Genomic DNA, 18,909 nt, shown 5'->3' on the forward strand with positions numbered 1-18,909 from the left:
GGGCCTGTATTTCAATTGTACTCACTTTTAATATAAATTATTTTTTAAGCATATTTAATCTATTGTTTTTATATAGTCTAGTCTTGATACATAGTTAGCGGTTACAAGGAAGCTCTTAAATGGATATGCTTGGATCAATAAAGCTATGGCTAAAAAATGACGATAGTGCGATAGCTAAAATGTGCCATCGTAGTATTCGTAAACTTATGAATTTTACTATACCTGTCATCCCTTTTATTCATCCTTGTATGCTTCGAATACACCTCCTTATTACCCACTTATTCGAAAATATGTTACGCATTTTATATTGGACTCCTTTATTCAAGAGTCGACTGCTCACGAAACCAAGTAATTTATATCTATACTCTGGTATGCCATTGATATTAGGATATTTAACTATTGAACTCGGTAATAATTGTCGTATTTCTGGTATCACTACGCTAAGTGGTCGAAGTATGAACGGGCAGCCATCTCGTCTAATAATTGGAGATAATGTCGATATAAATTGGCAAAACAATATTGCGGTTGGAGGCAATATAGTGATTGAAGACAATGTACGGCTTGCTGGGCAGGTATTTCTTGCTGGTTACCCTGGGCATCCTGTTGATGCAAAAGAGCGCGCTGCGGGACTTCCAGATCATGAACATCAAGTCGGCGATATTATTTTAAAGCGTGATGTTTGGCTAGCGACTGGCGTCAGAGTGATGGCTGGCGTTACTATCGGTGAAGGTACAATCGTTGCCACGGGGAGTATCGTCACGAGTGATTTACCTCCGGGTGTACTTGCTGGTGGTATACCAGCTAAGGTGATCAAATCATTATGAATAACTGGCAATGGATTGTATTTGGTGAAGACTGGGGACGCCATCCAAGCAGTACGCAGCATTTGATGAAATCGATGATAAGTAGGCATCAGGTATACTGGGTTAACTCCATAGGTTTGAGACGTCCGAAGTTGACGGATGGTAAACGTATCATTGAAAAATTTAAACAACTAAAGAATGCTACTGCGAACAATTTTAACCAGAATCACACGCTTTCAGATGCAGAGGTGAAACCGCTTGAGATCCTTGCTCCAATCGCATTCCCTTGGCCTGGAAATTATGTTGCTTATGTGATTAATCGTTTGTTATTAACGTACCAAACTCGTGCACTGTTGGCTAGGCATGTAGCAGATAAGAGCTTACCGCGTATTCTATGGTTATCATTACCGACGGGGCGTTGTGTTATCGATGCATTAGAAGAAGATGTCGTTGTTTATTATGCCGGTGATGATTTTAGTGCGTTACATGGTGTTGATCATAAACAAGTTAATTTCGAAGAAAGTGAACTTGTAAAACGTGCTGATATTATCTTTGCTGCAAGTGACAATATTGCCCGTCAATTTCCTCAAAATAAAACTTACTTGTTACCACATGGCGTAGACTTAAAACACTTTTCATCAGTATGTGAACGTCCGAGTCATTATCCTGACTCAGATCTTGTTGTTGGCTATTATGGCAGTATTACCCGTTGGTTAGATTTTAAATTAATTAGTTTTCTTGCGCGTGCGAGGCCTGATATTACATTTTTATTTATTGGTAAAATTGATATCGACGATTGTTCCATTTTTGAGTATGACAATATCGTCCATTTGGCAGATATGCCTCATGGAAAATTGATTCAGTATGCAGCTAATTGGCAAGTATCATTAATTCCATTTGTTGATAATGAACAGATTAAAGCATGTAACCCTCTAAAATTAAGAGAGTATTTAGCCATTGGCCAGCCCATTTTAAGCACTAAATACCCAGCTGTTATGGCATTTTCAGAATGCATTTATATTGCAGACAATCAACAGCAAATGCTTGAGCAGTTAAATTCAGCATTAACTTTATCGAAGATCGAGCTTAAGCAACTTAAAGACGAATCACAGAAAATGGTTGAAAGCTCAACTTGGGAAGCGAGATGTGATTATGTTTCGACGTTATTAGTTAAGAAACTAAAAGATAAAGACAGCATTGTATGTAATTAACAATGGTTTTGGGAGTAGATAATGAAAGGACTTATCCAGAATAAATATATCAGAACAACATTACTGTTAGCCACGTTAATATCGCAGTACGGGTGTGCGAACTCACCAACAGTTATTCCAATGGCAATGGCTGGGATAGTATCGGTATCACAACCTGATAAATCGAAGAGAATAGAACCGAGAAAGCTAAATTTCACTTTTGAATACAAACAAATAGAGTTGAACAGAGAGCAGCGTAATCGTTTGCTTTACCTCTATGACTGGCAGCATGGTGCGATCATTAGCTACGGTAAAGCAAAAGCTGAAAATGACTATACAGGTTTGTCCATAGGGCATAAACGTGTACAAGCTGTTAGCCAAGCTTTAGCTAAAAATCAAGAAGTTCTTCAGGTTAATTATGACCCAACATTGGCTGCAGATTCTGTGGTGATTGAAGAAAAGGTTATTATAGCTACTGATAAAACAACGAATTTAGTTGAGAAATCTAGGCTGTAAATATGGGTATTATTATATGGGGTAATATTTATCGATTTATCGAGATAATGTGGCGCCGACGTTATTACCTTGGTATATCTGTTGTAATCGCGATGTTGAGTACATCATTAATTAGTCTTTTCACGGATAAGCGATACGATGCGCACACATCGATATTAGTTCAGGAAAGTGCACTGCTGAACCCATTTTTAGAAGACTTATCAGTATCATTTAATCTTGAACAGAGGATCGTGGCTTTACGCGTGCTGGTACATAGCCGGCACATATTATTAACCGTTGCTAATCAAAATGAGTTAATCGATACAAACAGCAGTTATCGAGAAAGAGACTTAATTGTTGAACAACTTTCAGATGCGATCATATTAACGCTATCTGGCGCAGATCTCGTGATTATCTCTTTGAGTTGGGATGATCCAAATAAAATGGAATCGATCTTGAGCTCTGTTAGTCAATTGTTTATTGATAGTTTAATGGCCCCAAGTCGAGCGTCGATTATTTCATCTGAGGAGTTTCTACTTGCACAGCTAGAGTTAAGACGTAATAAATTAGTCGTAGCGGAGGAAAAAATGGCCTCTTTTCGGCGTAAACATCTTGGGGTTTTACCTGAATTATTTATTCAAAATAACCAGACTTTATTTTCAATTTATAGTGAGATAAGAGATAAAGATATCGAATTATCAGGTGCTTATGGTCAGTTGAATAGCTTAAAGCTTAAATTGGCGCAAACAAATCCCGTGATCGGTGTAGTTGAAGAGCAAATCGTAGCTGCAGAAGCAAAACTGTCACTATTAAAAGCAAGTTATACCCGTAGCCACTCTAAAGTTCAATCTGTCGAATTGCAGTTAAATAATTTAAAAAATGAGCAAAAAAAATTACTCAGTAAAAATGTGGCATTAACAGATGAACAGTTAAAGCAGCTATGGAATTTGGCTTCTGTTGTTGATAACGGGAATGGTGAAAGTAAAGTCCCATCATTGTTATTATCTCAGTTAGAGAATCTACAATCAGCTCAATCGCGCGTTATACAACTAGAAAATGAAGTTGCAATGTTACGACAGCAATCGGAGCATTTAACAAGTAACGTCGCGATGGAAGCGGATGTAGCGAAAGAGCTGAGTGCTCTGAAGCGTGATTTAACGGTTAACACGAAATTGTATCATGATTTGTTAAACCGCCATGAGATGGCGAAAGTGACTGGTGAGTTAGGCCGTCATGAAGAACCTGAAAAAATCAAAGTAATTGATAGGCCTTTTACGCCAGGTTATCCCTCCAATTTATCTATTTTCATATACATCATTATTGGCTTATTTACTGGCGTAGGTAGTGGTATTGGTTTGGCGGTGATAGTCGAATTATTAGACGATACGCTATGGCACATAAAAAAAATAAGCCTGTTTGATGACATTGATATTATCGTACGATTACCTGCGATTGATTATGAAAAGGATGTTGAAAATGAAAATCATGGTTGAAATTATTCAGCATCTAAAACCGGGTGGCATTGAAAAGTTAGTCATTGATATCATGCGATTACAAGATTCTGATATCAGGGTTTACATCGTTGCTTTAGAGGGGGAAAAGTCGGCTTGTTTAGCTCACTGGCCAGCGCTGAAACGGTATCAAGAACGATTAGTTTTTTTAGAAAAAAAACCGGGATTTAAACTTTCGACAGTAAGGCGGCTACGTAAAGTCTTAAGAAAGTTAGAGGCTGATGTTATACATACTCACCATATTGGTCCTTTGCTTTATGGTTGTATGGCAATATTAAAGTCAACCAACATACAGCATATTCATACTGAACATGATGCTTGGCATTTATTGGATCATAAACAGTTACAGATGACAAAGTTAATGTTGCGGTTGGGTAGAATAACGTTAGTCGCCGACGCGTCAACGGTTGGTGCACAACTATCCGGTATGCTTGGCTGTAATATTGACCCTATCACAATCTTAAACGGCATTGATACGGAAAAGTTTTTACCGAGTCTAAATCATAAACCCTATAAAAATAACGCCCGTGTTTTTAAAATCGGTTGCGCAGCAAGACTTGTCACTGAAAAATCGTTGGACGTATTAATTCAAGCGATCGCAGACATTCCTAATGCCGAACTATATATTGCTGGTGATGGCCCAGAAAAACATAACCTTGTTAATTTAGTGCAGGAACTAGACCTATCAACTAAAGTTAAATTCATTGGTTACACAGATGATATGGTTGGTTTTTATCATCAACTAGACCTATTTGTTCTGACTTCATCAAATGAGGGACTTCCTTTGTCAATATTAGAAGCTCAGTCTTGTAACGTTCCTGTCGTTTGTAGTGATGTTGGCGGTGTACATGAGGGAGTGTGTAAACAAACGGGTCGATTAATTAAACGTCATACTGTGAATGAATTTCATATTGCAATTAAAGCACAGATGAAACTGTGTAGTAAGTATCATCCTCGTGATTTCATTAAGCAGAATTTTGATATTAAAAAGATGATTAAAGCTTATAACAAGCTTGTTGAGGAGTAGCTATGGATTGGCTTCTGTTTGGGGCGATATTATCGATTAACTTATTCATTTATCATCATTGGGCTTACCCCAAAATTTTGCAATTATATGCAAATTGTAAAGTGAAAGAGAAAAAAAATGATACATTTAAATCACGAAAATATGTATCAAATGATGTTGATGATGGGCTCCCTATAATAACAATTGTCATGCCTGTCTATAACGAAGCCAAGTACTTAGGGGATAAGCTGACAAATCTACTAATGCTCGATTATCCGGTTGATAAATTGAATGTTGTGCTCGGGTTTGATGGTTGTTCAGATAACTCAGTTGAAGTCGCAGAGCAATACTTAGCGCAGTTTGAATTGCATAGCATGCATATTGAATTAGATGTGAACAAAGAAAATCATGGTAAGGTTCATGTCATTAATAAACTACTAAGACGATATAAAGAAAAGTCCGATATTTTAGTTTTAAGTGATGTCAGTGCGTTGATTTCCATTGATGCTATGCAGATATTTGCTTATAGGATGTCTGAGGATGATATAGGTATTGTAACGGGTGACTATCAGCTATATGAAGATGGGTCGAAAGGTGAAGCTCATTATTGGAAGTACCAACGAAATATTCGTAAAGCAGAAAGTGTCACGGGGTCAATTATTGGACCTCCGGGGGCTTTATATGCAATTAAAGCTGCATTATTTGAAGAAATCCCGTTTGATACCATTAATGATGACTTTGTATTTCCTATGTTATTAGTCAGCCGTGGATATAGGGCTGTTTTAGATGAACGAATTTCGATTATTGAAATGGAGGCAACTAGTGAGTCTGATGATTTTTCACGACGTACCCGCATTGGCGCTGGTAATGTTCAACAGGTGCTGCGGCTTAGGAATTTATTGTCATCGCGGCATGGACTGACTGGGTTTAATTTTTTTAGTGGTAAATTCTTACGGACATTAATGCCATTTAATTTATTGGTTTTATTTGTGTTCACATTTTTTCTAACAAACAGTGAATCTACAATTATTGCTAATCTAGCTTGGTTCTTATGGATTAGTCAATGCTGTTTGTATGGTGGCTCGGCTGTGGGGTTATTGTTTGATTTAGCGCCCGTTCGTCAACCCTGGGCATCACTTTATTATATAGCAGTTGGTTATATGGCTAGTTTTTATGGTGGAATTCGTTATCTTTTTGGTTTAGAGCGGGGGGCTTGGATTAAAATTAATAGTGAGCGAGAAAATACGAACGATTTTCAGAAAAAAAGCGTCGTTATTCCTAAACGAATTTCTGACATTATCATATCGATAGTGACATTGTGTATTATTGCCCCTTTTGTACCATTTATCGCACTCGCGATTAAATTGAATTCTAAAGGGCCTGTTTTTTATCGTCAATTACGTGTCGGTGTAATCCGTCATGAATACGTGGAAGTTTTTATGCTCATTAAGTTTAGAACAATGGGGCTAGAATCAGAGTCGAAATCAGGTCCTGTTTGGGCAGAAAAACAAGATGGGAGAGCTACGTCTGTAGGTCGATTTTTGCGAAAGTCGAGGATAGATGAGTTACCACAACTGGTTAATGTGTTGCTTGGCGACATGGCTATTGTAGGGCCAAGACCTGAACGGCCTCTTTTTTGTGGAAAATTAGAAGAGAAAATCCCGTATTATTTAGAACGTACTCACGGTGTTAGGCCTGGTATAACGGGGTTAGCACAAATATCTCAAGGTGCAGATACTTGCATTGAAGATGTTCAAAATAAACTCTATTGGGATCATACATATGCTTTAAACCTAACGAGTTTTACTCGATGGCTTAAAGCAGATGTCATTATTATATTTAAAACCTTTTTAACGATGATTATGTTCAAAGGCTATTAATAATTTTACGTTTATTGGGTTGCCTCAATTTCTTTTGGTACAGGCGGCTCATACTTTCTTATTTGAATTAGCATGCCAAACATAGGGTGATCAAGATAGTGGATTTCGCCACTGCGGATCACGCGTAATTGCTGCATTGGATAGCTATTTAAGAAGGGGACGGTTTTATCATTCAGTTGTGCATTATTAACAGATTCGTTAAGTTGAGCATCATTTTCGGTGGCTTCACCAACCTTAAGATATTTTGCTTTAGCATTGAGTTTGACTTGTTTATCGGCCAACGCTATTTCATTGTGCTCTGCTTGTTTAGGTTCTAAATGAATACCGAGCAGTTTCAACAAATCTATATTTTCAGCATTTGTTGTTACAGCGTCTTTAGCCGTAACTACACCATCAATTTGAGTTGCAGGAATAACTTTAGTGCCTTCTTTACGTACAAATAAATTTGTCTTTGCGTAAAGATAATGCTCTAGGTATATCGTTAATTCACCATCAATTTTCCAAACTGCAGCTGTCGGTTCTGAAATCGATGCAACATCGCTTGCTTGAACAATAACACCATCATCGATGGTTGCTGCATTATCTAAATCGATTACATTTGATTCATTTGTCATCGAACTAGCATTACTAGTCATGGCTGTCGCTATTTGAGGTGATTCAGTCTGTGCGGCTTTCTTGATTATTACATCACCATTCAACTGATATTGCTGTTGGTAATTTTGACCCGCGAACAGACGAATTGGTATGGCGTCATGTCGTGTTTTAGGCTGCATGCGCCATGCAGAATGTAAAACAACATTGTAGTTGGCATGATCGTTTAGTGCTGAAAATTGCTGATTCAGTTGTAACTCATTTGCTGGCACAATTTGTAGGGTAGGGTCTTTGGCGTTATCTTTTAAATTTGCACCATCAATGACAACATGCGTTGATTTAATTATATCGCTGTTTATATCTGTTTTAGTGACAGCCTGTAGGCTGTCATCTTCACCGTATATAGGTAACGTATCGCTATCGTCGATAAGCGTAGGTTGTAAGCCTGTTGTTATCGTATCGTTAGCAAAAGCGTGCGCATTGGTATTATCATCACCGTTTGGTGTGAGCAGATTGTCATTGTTAATGAATAATGACATCGGGTCTTTATTTTTTTTTGAATAAGTTGGATATACGGCTTGATCCCAATGTTCAATCACTTTAGCTGGATTGATATTACGTTCGAATAAAATAACTTCGACTTCAAACCAACGCTCTTCTTCAGCGGCATTTACTGCGAATGAACTACTAACAGATAAACCGACTAATAAACTGATTAACGATTTTTTCAACGTTTAACTCCTGCAATCTTATTTTTTGCAAATTCAACTAGCATTGCTTCTACTAATTTAACACGATCTTTTGCATCCGGTGATTTGATTGCAAACTTCAATTTTGATGGTCCATCCATGCTATACACACGAGGTTGTTGCTGGATTAGACGGATAAGATAACCTATATCAACCTGGTTATCTTCACCAAAGCTAATATAGCCACCAGCGGGACCTATTTCAAGTCGTTTAATACCTAAAGGCTCAGCTTGTAATTTTAACTCGGTTTGACGGATCAAGTTTTTAGCATTGTCAGGTAATAATCCAAAACGGTCAATAAGTTCAACTTGAACTTCACGTAACTGTTCTTCATTTTGACAACTTGCGATACGTTTATACAGGGATAAACGTATATTAACGTCATGAATGTAATCATCTGGTAATAGTGCGGGCACACGCAGTTCAATTTCAGTTTGATTTTTAAGTGCTTCTTCAAGCGAAACTGATTTACCTTCTTTGATGCTTTTCACTGCCTGGTCGAGCATTTCCATATACAAGGAGAAACCAACAGAGGTTATTTGACCGCTTTGTTCATCACCTAATAGTTCACCTGCACCACGGATCTCAAGATCGTGTGTTGCTAAGGTGAAACCTGCGCCAAGATCTTCTAATGATGCAATAGCCTCAAGACGTTTTTTAGCGTCGCTGGTGATGCGTTTAGGGTGTGGCGTTAATAAGTAGGCATAGGCTTGGTGATGAGAACGACCAACACGACCACGTAATTGATGAAGTTGTGCTAAACCGAGATGATCTGCACGATCCATAATAATTGTATTGGCAGTCGGGATGTCGATACCCGTTTCGATAATGGTTGTACATACCAGTACATTGAAACGTTGATGATAGAAATCAGCCATAACGGATTCTAATTCACGTTCTGCCATTTGTCCGTGGGCCGTAACAATACGTGCTTCAGGTAGGAGTAATGACAGTGCTTCTGCTGTTTTATCTATCGAGTCGACATTGTTATGTAAGAAATAAACCTGACCACCACGCATGATCTCACGCATGATTGCTTCTTTTACTACATTGTCCTCGTATTGACGGATAAATGTCTTAACGGCTAAACGTTTTGCTGGTGGGGTTGCTATGATTGATAAATCACGCATGCCATTCATGGCCATATTCAGCGTTCTTGGAATTGGCGTTGCTGTTAGTGTTAAAATATCAATGTCGGCACGTAGCGCTTTGACTTTTTCTTTTTGACGGACACCAAAACGATGTTCTTCGTCAATAATAAGTAAACCAAGATCGGCAAACTCAATTTTATTACTGAGTAATTTATGTGTTCCGATCAGTAAATCAACTTTACCCGCTTTTACATCAGCCAAAATAAGTTTTTGTTCTTTGGCTGTTTTAAAGCGAGAGATCACTTCGACACGTACAGGCCAGTTAGCAAAACGATCTTTGAAATTTTCGAAATGCTGCTGAGCAAGTAAGGTGGTCGGTACCAGCACGGCGACTTGTTTGTCGTTCATCATTGCCATGAAGGCTGCACGCATTGCTACTTCTGTTTTGCCAAAGCCCACGTCACCACATACGAGACGATCCATGGTTTTGTCTTGGCGCATATCATCTAGTACGGCTTGAATTGCCGTTTTCTGATCATCTGTTTCTTCAAATGGGAAACCATCAGCAAAAGCTACATACGATTCTTTGTCGCATTTATATTGAAAACCACTTTTGGCTGCGCGTTGTGCATAGATATCTAATAATTCAGCAGCAACATCTCGAACACGTTCCATTGCTTTAGTTTTGGATTTTACCCAACTATCACTGCCTAGTTTATGTAGGGGAGCTGATGCTTCACCTGCACCGCTATAACGACTGATAAGGTGTAATGCTGAAACGGGTACATAGAGCTTGGCTGCATTGGCATATTCAAGAGTTAAAAACTCGGTTTCCATCCCTGCGTTGGCAATAATCTGTAGGCCGAGAAAACGACCGACGCCATGCTCGATATGTACAACCGGTTGACCGATACTTAACTCTGTGAGGTTTCGTACTAGCGCATCATTGTTTGCTTGTATTTTTTTATCGGTACGGCGGCGCTGGATGATCTTGTGACCAAGCAGTTCATTTTCACAAATGATAGCGACATTAAGATCGTCAATAATAAAACTGTTTTCACACTGACTAACCCAAATACCAATAGTAGGCTTAGCTTTTAGAAATTTAGCAATACTGGTTATTGCTTTTGGTTTTAACTTGGTTTTCTCAAGTAACTCTAATAATGTTTCGCGGCGACCTTCAGATTCAACACTAAAAATAATCTTGCCGTCAAACCCTTCGATAAATTCAAGCAAGGGTGCAAGCGGGGCTTTTTTCTGATGGTTAACTGATATTTCAGGTAAAGAACTAAAGCTTAAGTTGGTATTACCTGATTTTTCATTCAATCTTTCATTGCTTAGGCTTACTTTCGTGTACTGGCCAAGTGCTTGGAATAGTTCTGCAACAGGTAAGTAAAGTGAACTCGGTGTAAGCAATGGACGTTGAATATCATGACGTCGGTCTTCGTAGCGCTTTTCAATATCTTGAAAAAACACTTGTGATGCCTGATGTAATTCACCCACTTGAGCAATAATTAATTGCTTCGGTAAATAATCAAATAACGTGGCAGTTTCAGTTAAGAATAACGGGTGATAATACTCAATACCTGTTGGTAAGAAACCTTTGCTTACTTGCTGATAAATGGATTCAGCTTCACGCGATGGCGTAAACAATGCTCTAAACTGCTGACGGAATAATTCAATCGCTTTATCATCTGTTGGAAATTCGTGCGCAGGTAATAAATTAATGGCTTTAAGGGTACCCTCAGAGCGCTGAGTCTCGGTGTTAAAACCGCGAATTTCTTCTACTTCGTCATCAAAGAAATCGATTCGAAACGGTGAATTACTGCCCATTGGATACAGATCTAGAATTGAACCGCGAGCAGAAAATTCACCGTGCTCTAATACTTGGTCTACAGCATTGTAACCACTGGTTTCTAAACGTTGGCGCATTGCATGCATATCAATTTTATCGCCTGTTTTGACGATCAAGCTATGCTGGGCTAGAAAACTTACCGGCGCGATACGTTGCATCAAAGTATTGACCGATACAATAATCAGCCCGCTAGTCGTCTGCTGAAAACGGTGCAGGGCATGAATACGTTGCGAGATAATATCTTGGTGTGGCGAGAAGTTATCATAGGGCAATGTTTCCCAATCAGGGAAGGTTACTAAGGGTTTATCATCCGCTAAAAAATGACGTACTTCTTGTTCAAGTTTTAAGGCACTTGGGGTATCTGCAACAACCGCAAGGATAGGGGAATTTGTTTGTGAACACAGCTCTGCAAGTGTGAATGCGAGGCTACTGCCAACAAGGTTACCGTAGGCGATCTTATCGCCTTGCTTTTTCGGTAACGGTAGAGAAAGAATAGCTGTTGATTTCATAGTTTTCAGTAATCTAATCGTAATTGTTGAGGATAGTGTCGTTGGTCTATTTATAGACCATTCTCTTGGCGTTGCTCGGCTCGTTGTTTAAGCTGTTGCTGTTGGATTCGCAACGTTGCACGAATTAATATTTCGCGATCAATATCGCGGATCCGCGTATACGATGCCGTGTATTCAATGAGCGTGTCATCTGCTTCTTGTTCTTCACGAGCAGAGATAGTGCCATAGCAATAGATAGCCGAAGAGTCATTGGGTAAGAATATTTTAATGCGTACGGCTTCTTCTAATTTAAAATCACTATTAGCTAAGAATTTGACTTCGCCGGCACCAAATATAGTTGAGTTAAAACGTGATTCGGGATGATCTTGTTGTGCGAGAACATAACCCATGATCAAATTGATTTTATTATTTTGCATCTGTAAAAAATCAGCAAGTGCGTCAGCTTGTTCGCCGATGTTTCGAATTGAGCGTAAGGCATTACTATCGATTTCTGCCACGTCATTAGCCATTTTAAATGGAATTGGCATTTCGTTTTCGAGTGCCAATCGGGACGTTGGGACTTGATCAATAGAAACAGGTTCAATATTGACAGATAAACTGTGTTTTATAGAAAAATATTGTTGAGTCACTTGCTGTCATCCTTTTCGAGATTACTAACCTGTCATTGTGGCATATTTATTTGTATTTATCTTGTTTAGTTTATTGTATTGAGCTTTTAAGACGCTGTTTTAAACCTGAATAACTAATCGCTCACAAGTTGGTATGGAGACGTGATTTTACTTGCTCATTAGTGGGCATGTCTCTAGAATGAACAGTCGTTTTTAGCAAGGTCTTCTTAATCATATTTATGTATTACCCATTAAGTTTATTCATCGGCTTGCGTTATACTCGCTCGAAGCGCAACAATCGATTTGTATCATTTATTACCTTATTTTCGACGGCTGGTATCACTATTGGTGTATTAGCATTAATCACTGTTTTATCGGTAATGAATGGTTTTGAGCAGGATTTGAAAGTCCGTATCCTTGGTGCGGTTCCTCATGTAATTGTCACGCCTAAAGCAGAGACTAAGGATGTAGATAAAAGTTTGTCTGCATTGACTGATGATCCGTTAGTTGCTGCTGTCACGCCTTTCTTACAAGCCGATGCTATGGTGCAAAGTAAAAGCCAGATTCAAGGTGCGCAGTTACAGGGCATCGACCCCTCGACGTATCCTGAGTGGGATGTTATCCGCCAGAATATGCTCATTGGTGATATTTCATTACTGCAACCGGGTAAGTACAACATTATTATTGGGCGCAGCATGGCAAGATCTTTAAATGTTAATCTCGGTGATAAAATTAGACTTATTTCGACTAAAGGCAGTGTCTTTACGCCGATGGGGCGTGTGCCGAGCCAACGTAAATTTACGGTGGTGGGGATTTATTCTGTTGGTTCGGATGTCGAAGCCACACAGGTATTGGTTAATATTACCGATGCGGGTAAATTGGCGCGCTTAAAACCCTCGAGTCAGATGCAACACCGTGTGTTTGTTCATGATCCGTTTTCTGTAAATGAATTAGCTAGTCGTGACTTCTTCAGCGATTTTGATTCACTGGATTGGCAGACTGCGCGTGGCGAGTTATTTCAAGCCGTAAAAATGGAGAAGAACATGATTGGTTTATTGCTGTTCTTAATCATTACCGTTGCCGTCTTTAACATCTTGTCATCCTTAGTTATGTTGGTCACAGAGAAAGAAACGGACGTTGCTATCATGAAAACTTTGGGTATGAATAGACCCACTATTGTCCAAATATTTGTTACCCAAGGTGCTTGGACCGGTGTTCTGGGGGCAATTGCGGGTGGCATAATGGGTATCGCATTAGCAGCTAACCTCAATGAATTTATGTCGCTCATCGGGCTTAACCTTTTAGCGCAAGCATCAGGTGGTGCGCGTTTATTACCTGTTTTATTTGATTGGTCGCAGATCGCGTCCATTATTTTCGGTGCGATTGCATTAAGTCTACTCGCAACACTTTATCCTGCATTTAGAGCGGCAAATGTTAAACCTGCCGAGGCATTACGTTATGAATAATTCTTTATTAGTTTGCAATAACCTCGAAAAAATTTACCAAGAAGGTAACCTTGATACTCACGTATTAAAGCAAGTGTCATTAACGGTCGAAAAAGGTGAACTTGTTGCGATCGTTGGCCGTTCAGGTTCAGGTAAAAGTACATTGTTACATTTGATGGGGGCGTTAGATACGCCTACTTCTGGCTCTGTATATCTCAACGGTGTTGATATTCACAGTATGTCAGAAAAACAACAAGCGGCGATGCGTAATCAGAACATGGGTTTTGTATATCAATTTCATCACCTGCTAAATGAGTTTACGGCATTAGAAAATGTGTGTATGCCGTTGTTGATTGCCGGTATGAAAGTGTCTTTAGCGAAACAAAAAGCATTGGCAATATTAGATCGAGTCGGGTTATCACATCGTGTTGAACATAAACCCAGCGAACTTTCTGGTGGTGAACGTCAACGTGTTGCGATTGCACGTGCCTTGATTAATGAACCTAATATTGTGTTTGCGGATGAACCAACGGGTAATTTAGACCAAAGCAGTGCCGAAACGATTTTCAATTTGATCAAAGAATTAAATGAGACTTGTGATACGGCCTTTATTATCGTTACCCATGATGAAGAGCTAGCAAACCGATTAGGACGTACTTTACATATGGCCGATGGTGTATTAACAAACGAGAATGAAGCGGTACAGACAAATGCTATTACGGAGGAAGTATAATGTTTCGTCCGTTAGCGGCTTATATCGGACTGAGGTATACATCATCTAAGCGTCGAAATGGCTTTATTGCGTTTATCTCGGCGTCTTCGACCGTTGGTATCGCATTAGGTGTGATGGTACTGATCATTGGTTTATCTGCAATGAACGGTTTTGAGTATGAGCTTAAAAATCGGATCTTAGCGGTTGTGCCTAATGGCGAACTTGAAGGGGTGAGTGAACCCTTTGATGACTGGCAGAGTGCAAAGGCAAAATTACTCACACACCCGGAAGTTGTCGGTGCAGCACCGTTTATTAAACTTAATGGCTTATTACAAAAGGGTAATGAATTAAAGGCTGTTCAACTTCGAGCTGTTGACAGTGAGGCTGAAAAGCAAGTCTCTGAGGTATACCGCTATGTTGCACAGGGGACGTGGGATAGTCTTAATGACCAGACAAATAATAGACAAGTTGTGCTCGGTCGAGGCATTGCAAAAGAGCTTAGTTTAGCGCTTGGAGATACTGTCACGGTATTATTATCCCAGCAATCAGGGCAATCTTTTAAAGCGCCACGCCGTTTTAGCTTTACTGTATCAGGCATCATTCATCTAAGTGGTCAATTAGACAACAATCTCGCTTATGTGCCTCTGAGTGCAGCCCAAGATATTCAAGGTAAAGCGTTTAAAGCCGATGGCTTGAGTATTAAAGTGACTGACATTTTTGCGGCTAACCGTATTGTGCGTGAAGCGGGTAATCAGTTAGATCATTACTTGTACATTCGCAGCTGGATGACAAGTCAGGGTTTCTTATATCAAGACATTCAGATGGTTAAAAGTTTGATGTACGTGATCTTGATTTTAGTTATTGCTGTGGCTTGTTTTAATATTGTCACAACCTTAGTTATGGCTGTTAATGATAAGCGAGCAGATATTGCTATTTTAAAAACGATGGGGGCGTCAAATACGTTATTACGTTTGATCTTCATTGTACACGGCGGTATTAACGGTATTCTTGGTGTCGTGTCAGGGACAATACTGGGGATTTTAATCTCAGAGAATTTAACTGTGATTATCAAATTTATTGAAGGTTTAATAGGTCATGAGTTCTTATCTGGTGATATTTACTTTATTGACTTTTTACCGTCACAATTGGCATTAAACGATGTACTGGTGGTTGGTGGTGTTGCCATTCTTATGAGTGTAATAGCCACTATATACCCGGCAAACAAAGCATGTTCGATACAGCCTGCGCGTGAATTAGGCAATAAATAATGGCATGATTATATTCAGCATAATGTCTTATTGCTGAATATAATCATTTTCAAATGTGACGACTAATATACGGCTTTAATTTGTGTCACAAAATCACTTGCTTTACGCGTTGTATAGTGACCCTAGCTTGTAATTAGGACGTCATCATGCTCAAAACCATTAAATTGTAATAAATAATATCCAGTTTTTTGAGATGGCGCACAAGTACTTGAGCGTTAAAGTCTGCGCCAATACTGTTATATGTCTTTGGCGCTTCAGCTGCTATTGCTGAAGTCGATAATAAAACCATTAAAAATGAAGCTGAGCTTTTCAAAATAAAGTCCCTTTCAATTTATGTTGCTAGCACAATCAATATATACATTTTGTATAAATCGAATGCCTAATAATGGTCACTATTTTAGCTATCAGATACGTAAACAAACAATCATCTAAAGACATGAAATTAGCATTAAATAATAGTACATTCATCTGATTGAAAATAAATATATAGCAAAAGAAGCTTAAGTATTGGGGGAAATAGTGAGGGTGTAATTATGTAATATTGCCACTTAATTATGGGGGCTAACATCTTAATATGTTCTAACCTATATTACAGTTCAGTAGCTCTATCTTGTCGTGTGTAATAATGAATTAAAGTTGATAAGAATAAAAAAGGCCACATAACTGGTTAAGTGATGTGGCCTTCTCATTTTTAACACTTATTTTGTGCGTGATGCTTTACGTTTCTTCCAAGCGTTAATAATTTTCCAACGCCATAACCAACGGATACTAAAATAACCAGCAATAGAAAAGAATGTGCCGGATACAAAACAGCCAAGTAGAAATGCCGGACCATATAAAGTTATAGCCTGCATTAACCAATCTATTGTTAGCTCGAACGAGAATGGATGGACTGGTTCTTGCAATATCCATGCACCTAACTCATAAGTGGCAAAAAACATTGGTGGCATGGTAATGGGGTTTGATAACCACACGAGCGCTACTGATAATGGCAAATTTACACGGAATAAAATGGCAAAGCCAGCTGCTAATAACATCTGAAAAGGTACGGGAACAAACGCCATAAAAATACCAACTGCGAAAGCACCAGCTGCAGAGCGGCGATTTAAATGCCAGAGGTTTGCGTTGTGTAACAGATCACCAAAAATTTTAAGGTGCTTATGTTCTTTGATTGATTCTGGATTTGGGAGATATTTCTTAATTAAATTCTTAGGCATAATTCTAATCATTCTCAGGGGTAATGAATGACCGTTAAGGCCATACTACTTTCCATTACCATATTAATAAGTATGTTCTTTGTTGATATCGAACGTATTCAATTTTTAACGATAATGACGATCGTGGTCTTTATCCTTTTTTATGTGAAAGTACCATCTATATTAGTACTTCTGTTTGTTGCATTAAGCTGGTCTATTTTGTATAAAAATAGCGTAATAAATGAAGCGAATACGTTATTCAATAATACGACATCGCAATACAAAAAACCACAAGTGGAAGCTTCAGAAGACAATATCATAACAGCTGAGGTAATAACATTAGTAAATAAAAAAAACCTACTTTCGTTCGATGTAAAGGTTATCGAGATCAATAATACAGCGTTGTCTTTTGTACAACCTAAACTGGCCTTGAAATGGTCAAATCCAGAGTACCACTATCCAGGGGATCTGGGTATCGGCCAAGTATGGCGGTTCAAAGTACGATTAATTAAGCCAAAGATTAGTGTGGATGATAATGTCTTCCCTTCCTTTAAATCTAGATTGTTATCACGGCATATTCAATATATAGGGTTAATTGAAAAGGGGGAGGTGATTCAACCTCAGTTGAATTTACGCGGTGACTTGTATCAGATGTTTAAATCTGTATTACCGATTAATGCAAACCCTATGTTGTACGCGTTAACATTTGGTGATCGCAGTTATATTAATAATGAACTTTGGGCACAGTTCAAATTACTCGGTATTGGTCACTTGGTTGCAATATCAGGTTTGCATATTGGACTTATTTTTGGTTTTTTTTATGTTTGCTCGCGACGATTATTAAGGTTATTTGGGGGCCCCTATAATCTTGTTATTAGTTTATCGATAAGCCTTGTCGGAGCCATCTTTTATGCGTGGATTGCGGGTTTTTCATTACCTGCGCTACGTGCTATTGTTTTACTGTGTATTCATTGTTTATATCGTGTTCAATATTACAAAGTTACATTATTTCAATTGTTCGCGACAATGTTGTTGGTGACTTTGCTGTTGGATCCTTTAACTGTATTTTCGATTAGTTTTTGGCTGTCATTTTCAGCAATGGCGTCTGTATTTATATTAGTTTGGTTAAGTCGAACAGGAACCCCAGTCAGGGATAAAAGTCCAATAAAACAGACCATAAAAAATACTTATCGGAAATTAACGCATGTATGCTGTAACCAAGTGCTGTTTACATTACTTTTATTACCCATCCAAATGACGATTTTTTCAGGCTTTAGTTGGTTATCCGCCATAATCAACCTGATCTTCATTCCCATATTTAGCGTGTTAATATTACCAGTCTTGTTGTTTGCGGTAATTCTATTGCCTGTTCTACCGATGTTTAGTCGTATATTCATGAGTAACGTTAATACACTCTTGGATATCATCCTGGAGATATGGGAGACATTGACCTCGAATGATGTTATTTGGATTGATGTTGGAACGGAATTAAACACAGTCTTTTATAACTGTTTGTTGCTTATGTTTGTATTATTTATGGCTGGTTTAATATTTAAACCGTTACAAGTGACACTACATTCTTTATCCTTGTTATTATTACCTTTAGTTTGTTATAGCCATATATTGAGTTAGGAGATGTTATGAATAAACCCCTTAAAGCGAGCCTATTATCCGCGTTCTTATTTCCAGGTGCTGGACATTGGTGGTTAAAGAAGTATATCGCGGCGGTTGTCTTTGCAGTTATTGCTGCACTACCACTGTATTACATTATAGATGTCACTATAACGCAGACACAATTAATTGTAGATCAAGTGATGTTATCTGGTGGTAATATCGATTTGCTAAATATTAACCAATTAGTGACACAGCAGGTTGCATCTATAGACACACAAAATATGCACCTTGCAACCATTGTGTTGCTCTGCGTATGGATTGTTAATATATTGGATGCAATTAGATTAGCAAGAAAATTTGGGCCTGAATAAGCTTTATCAAGATTT

At 38.5% G+C, this 18,909-nt stretch carries 16 protein-coding genes; 11 read left to right on the forward strand and 5 right to left on the reverse strand.

The window, feature by feature from the left end:
• Positions 1–119 precede the first annotated feature (119 nt).
• The 6 genes from BT797_RS24375 to BT797_RS18925 are packed head-to-tail and all read left to right on the forward strand — an operon-like array spanning position 120 to position 6,885.
• Positions 120–824: an acyltransferase gene (locus BT797_RS24375; RefSeq protein ID WP_075473157.1), complete on the forward strand. Its 705-nt coding sequence runs from the start codon at positions 120–122 to the stop codon at positions 822–824.
• On the forward strand, positions 821–2,014 hold the full coding sequence (locus tag BT797_RS18905) for a glycosyltransferase family protein (protein WP_045110530.1): 1,194 nt from the start codon (positions 821–823) through the stop codon (positions 2,012–2,014). The genes BT797_RS24375 and BT797_RS18905 overlap by 4 nt, the downstream gene beginning before the upstream one ends.
• Before the next feature lie 21 nt (positions 2,015–2,035).
• The gene (locus BT797_RS18910; RefSeq protein WP_045110529.1) at positions 2,036–2,509 is read left to right on the forward strand and encodes a hypothetical protein; all 474 of its coding nucleotides are present in this window, start codon (positions 2,036–2,038) and stop codon (positions 2,507–2,509) included.
• A gap of 2 nt (positions 2,510–2,511) precedes the next feature.
• Complete coding sequence (locus BT797_RS18915) at positions 2,512–3,981, forward strand: GumC family protein (RefSeq protein WP_075473158.1); 1,470 nt, start codon at positions 2,512–2,514, stop codon at positions 3,979–3,981.
• Entirely contained in the window at positions 3,965–5,026 is a 1,062-nt protein-coding gene (locus BT797_RS18920) for a glycosyltransferase (protein ID WP_045110527.1), read from the forward strand. The genes BT797_RS18915 and BT797_RS18920 overlap by 17 nt, the downstream gene beginning before the upstream one ends.
• 2 nt (positions 5,027–5,028) lie before the next feature.
• Entirely contained in the window at positions 5,029–6,885 is a 1,857-nt protein-coding gene (locus BT797_RS18925) for a sugar transferase (protein ID WP_045110526.1), read from the forward strand.
• A gap of 11 nt (positions 6,886–6,896) precedes the next feature.
• Here the strand turns inward: BT797_RS18925 and BT797_RS18930 are convergent, their stop codons facing one another.
• From BT797_RS18930 to BT797_RS18940, 3 genes are read right to left on the reverse strand one after another with little or no spacing between them, the layout of a single operon-like run.
• Positions 6,897–8,207: a CsiV family protein gene (locus BT797_RS18930; RefSeq protein ID WP_075473159.1), complete on the reverse strand. Its 1,311-nt coding sequence runs from the start codon at positions 8,205–8,207 to the stop codon at positions 6,897–6,899.
• Positions 8,204–11,680 (reverse strand): transcription-repair coupling factor, encoded by a 3,477-nt coding sequence (gene mfd, locus BT797_RS18935; RefSeq protein ID WP_075473160.1) that lies wholly within the window; start codon positions 11,678–11,680, stop codon positions 8,204–8,206. The genes BT797_RS18930 and mfd overlap by 4 nt, the downstream gene beginning before the upstream one ends.
• Before the next feature lie 50 nt (positions 11,681–11,730).
• Positions 11,731–12,309, reverse strand: coding sequence for a hypothetical protein (locus BT797_RS18940; RefSeq protein ID WP_045110523.1), 579 nt, complete (start codon positions 12,307–12,309; stop codon positions 11,731–11,733).
• Positions 12,310–12,527: 218 nt separating this feature from the next.
• On the opposite strand from BT797_RS18940, the gene BT797_RS18945 reads away from it, so the two are divergent.
• The 3 genes from BT797_RS18945 to lolE are packed head-to-tail and all read left to right on the forward strand — an operon-like array spanning position 12,528 to position 15,713.
• Complete coding sequence (locus BT797_RS18945; protein WP_075473161.1) at positions 12,528–13,754, forward strand: lipoprotein-releasing ABC transporter permease subunit; 1,227 nt, start codon at positions 12,528–12,530, stop codon at positions 13,752–13,754.
• The gene (gene lolD, locus BT797_RS18950) at positions 13,747–14,466 is read left to right on the forward strand and encodes a lipoprotein-releasing ABC transporter ATP-binding protein LolD (RefSeq protein ID WP_045110521.1); all 720 of its coding nucleotides are present in this window, start codon (positions 13,747–13,749) and stop codon (positions 14,464–14,466) included. Before BT797_RS18945 ends, lolD begins: the two co-directional genes overlap by 8 nt.
• The gene (lolE, locus tag BT797_RS18955) at positions 14,466–15,713 is read left to right on the forward strand and encodes a lipoprotein-releasing ABC transporter permease subunit LolE (RefSeq protein WP_045110520.1); all 1,248 of its coding nucleotides are present in this window, start codon (positions 14,466–14,468) and stop codon (positions 15,711–15,713) included. Before lolD ends, lolE begins: the two co-directional genes overlap by 1 nt.
• 133 nt (positions 15,714–15,846) lie before the next feature.
• Here the strand turns inward: lolE and BT797_RS18960 are convergent, their stop codons facing one another.
• Positions 15,847–16,026: a hypothetical protein gene (locus BT797_RS18960; protein WP_075473162.1), complete on the reverse strand. Its 180-nt coding sequence runs from the start codon at positions 16,024–16,026 to the stop codon at positions 15,847–15,849.
• 385 nt (positions 16,027–16,411) lie between these two features.
• Complete coding sequence (locus tag BT797_RS18965; RefSeq protein ID WP_045110518.1) at positions 16,412–16,930, reverse strand: DUF2062 domain-containing protein; 519 nt, start codon at positions 16,928–16,930, stop codon at positions 16,412–16,414.
• 27 nt (positions 16,931–16,957) lie between these two features.
• On the opposite strand from BT797_RS18965, the gene BT797_RS18970 reads away from it, so the two are divergent.
• Both BT797_RS18970 and BT797_RS18975 read left to right on the forward strand, forming a co-directional pair.
• Complete coding sequence (locus BT797_RS18970) at positions 16,958–18,541, forward strand: ComEC/Rec2 family competence protein (RefSeq protein ID WP_244534245.1); 1,584 nt, start codon at positions 16,958–16,960, stop codon at positions 18,539–18,541.
• 8 nt (positions 18,542–18,549) lie between these two features.
• The gene (locus tag BT797_RS18975) at positions 18,550–18,894 is read left to right on the forward strand and encodes a hypothetical protein (RefSeq protein WP_075473164.1); all 345 of its coding nucleotides are present in this window, start codon (positions 18,550–18,552) and stop codon (positions 18,892–18,894) included.
• Positions 18,895–18,909: the final 15 nt, after the last annotated feature.

Origin of the sequence: Moritella viscosa (genome assembly GCF_900120065.1) — a bacterium.
GTDB lineage: Bacteria > Pseudomonadota > Gammaproteobacteria > Enterobacterales > Moritellaceae > Moritella > Moritella viscosa.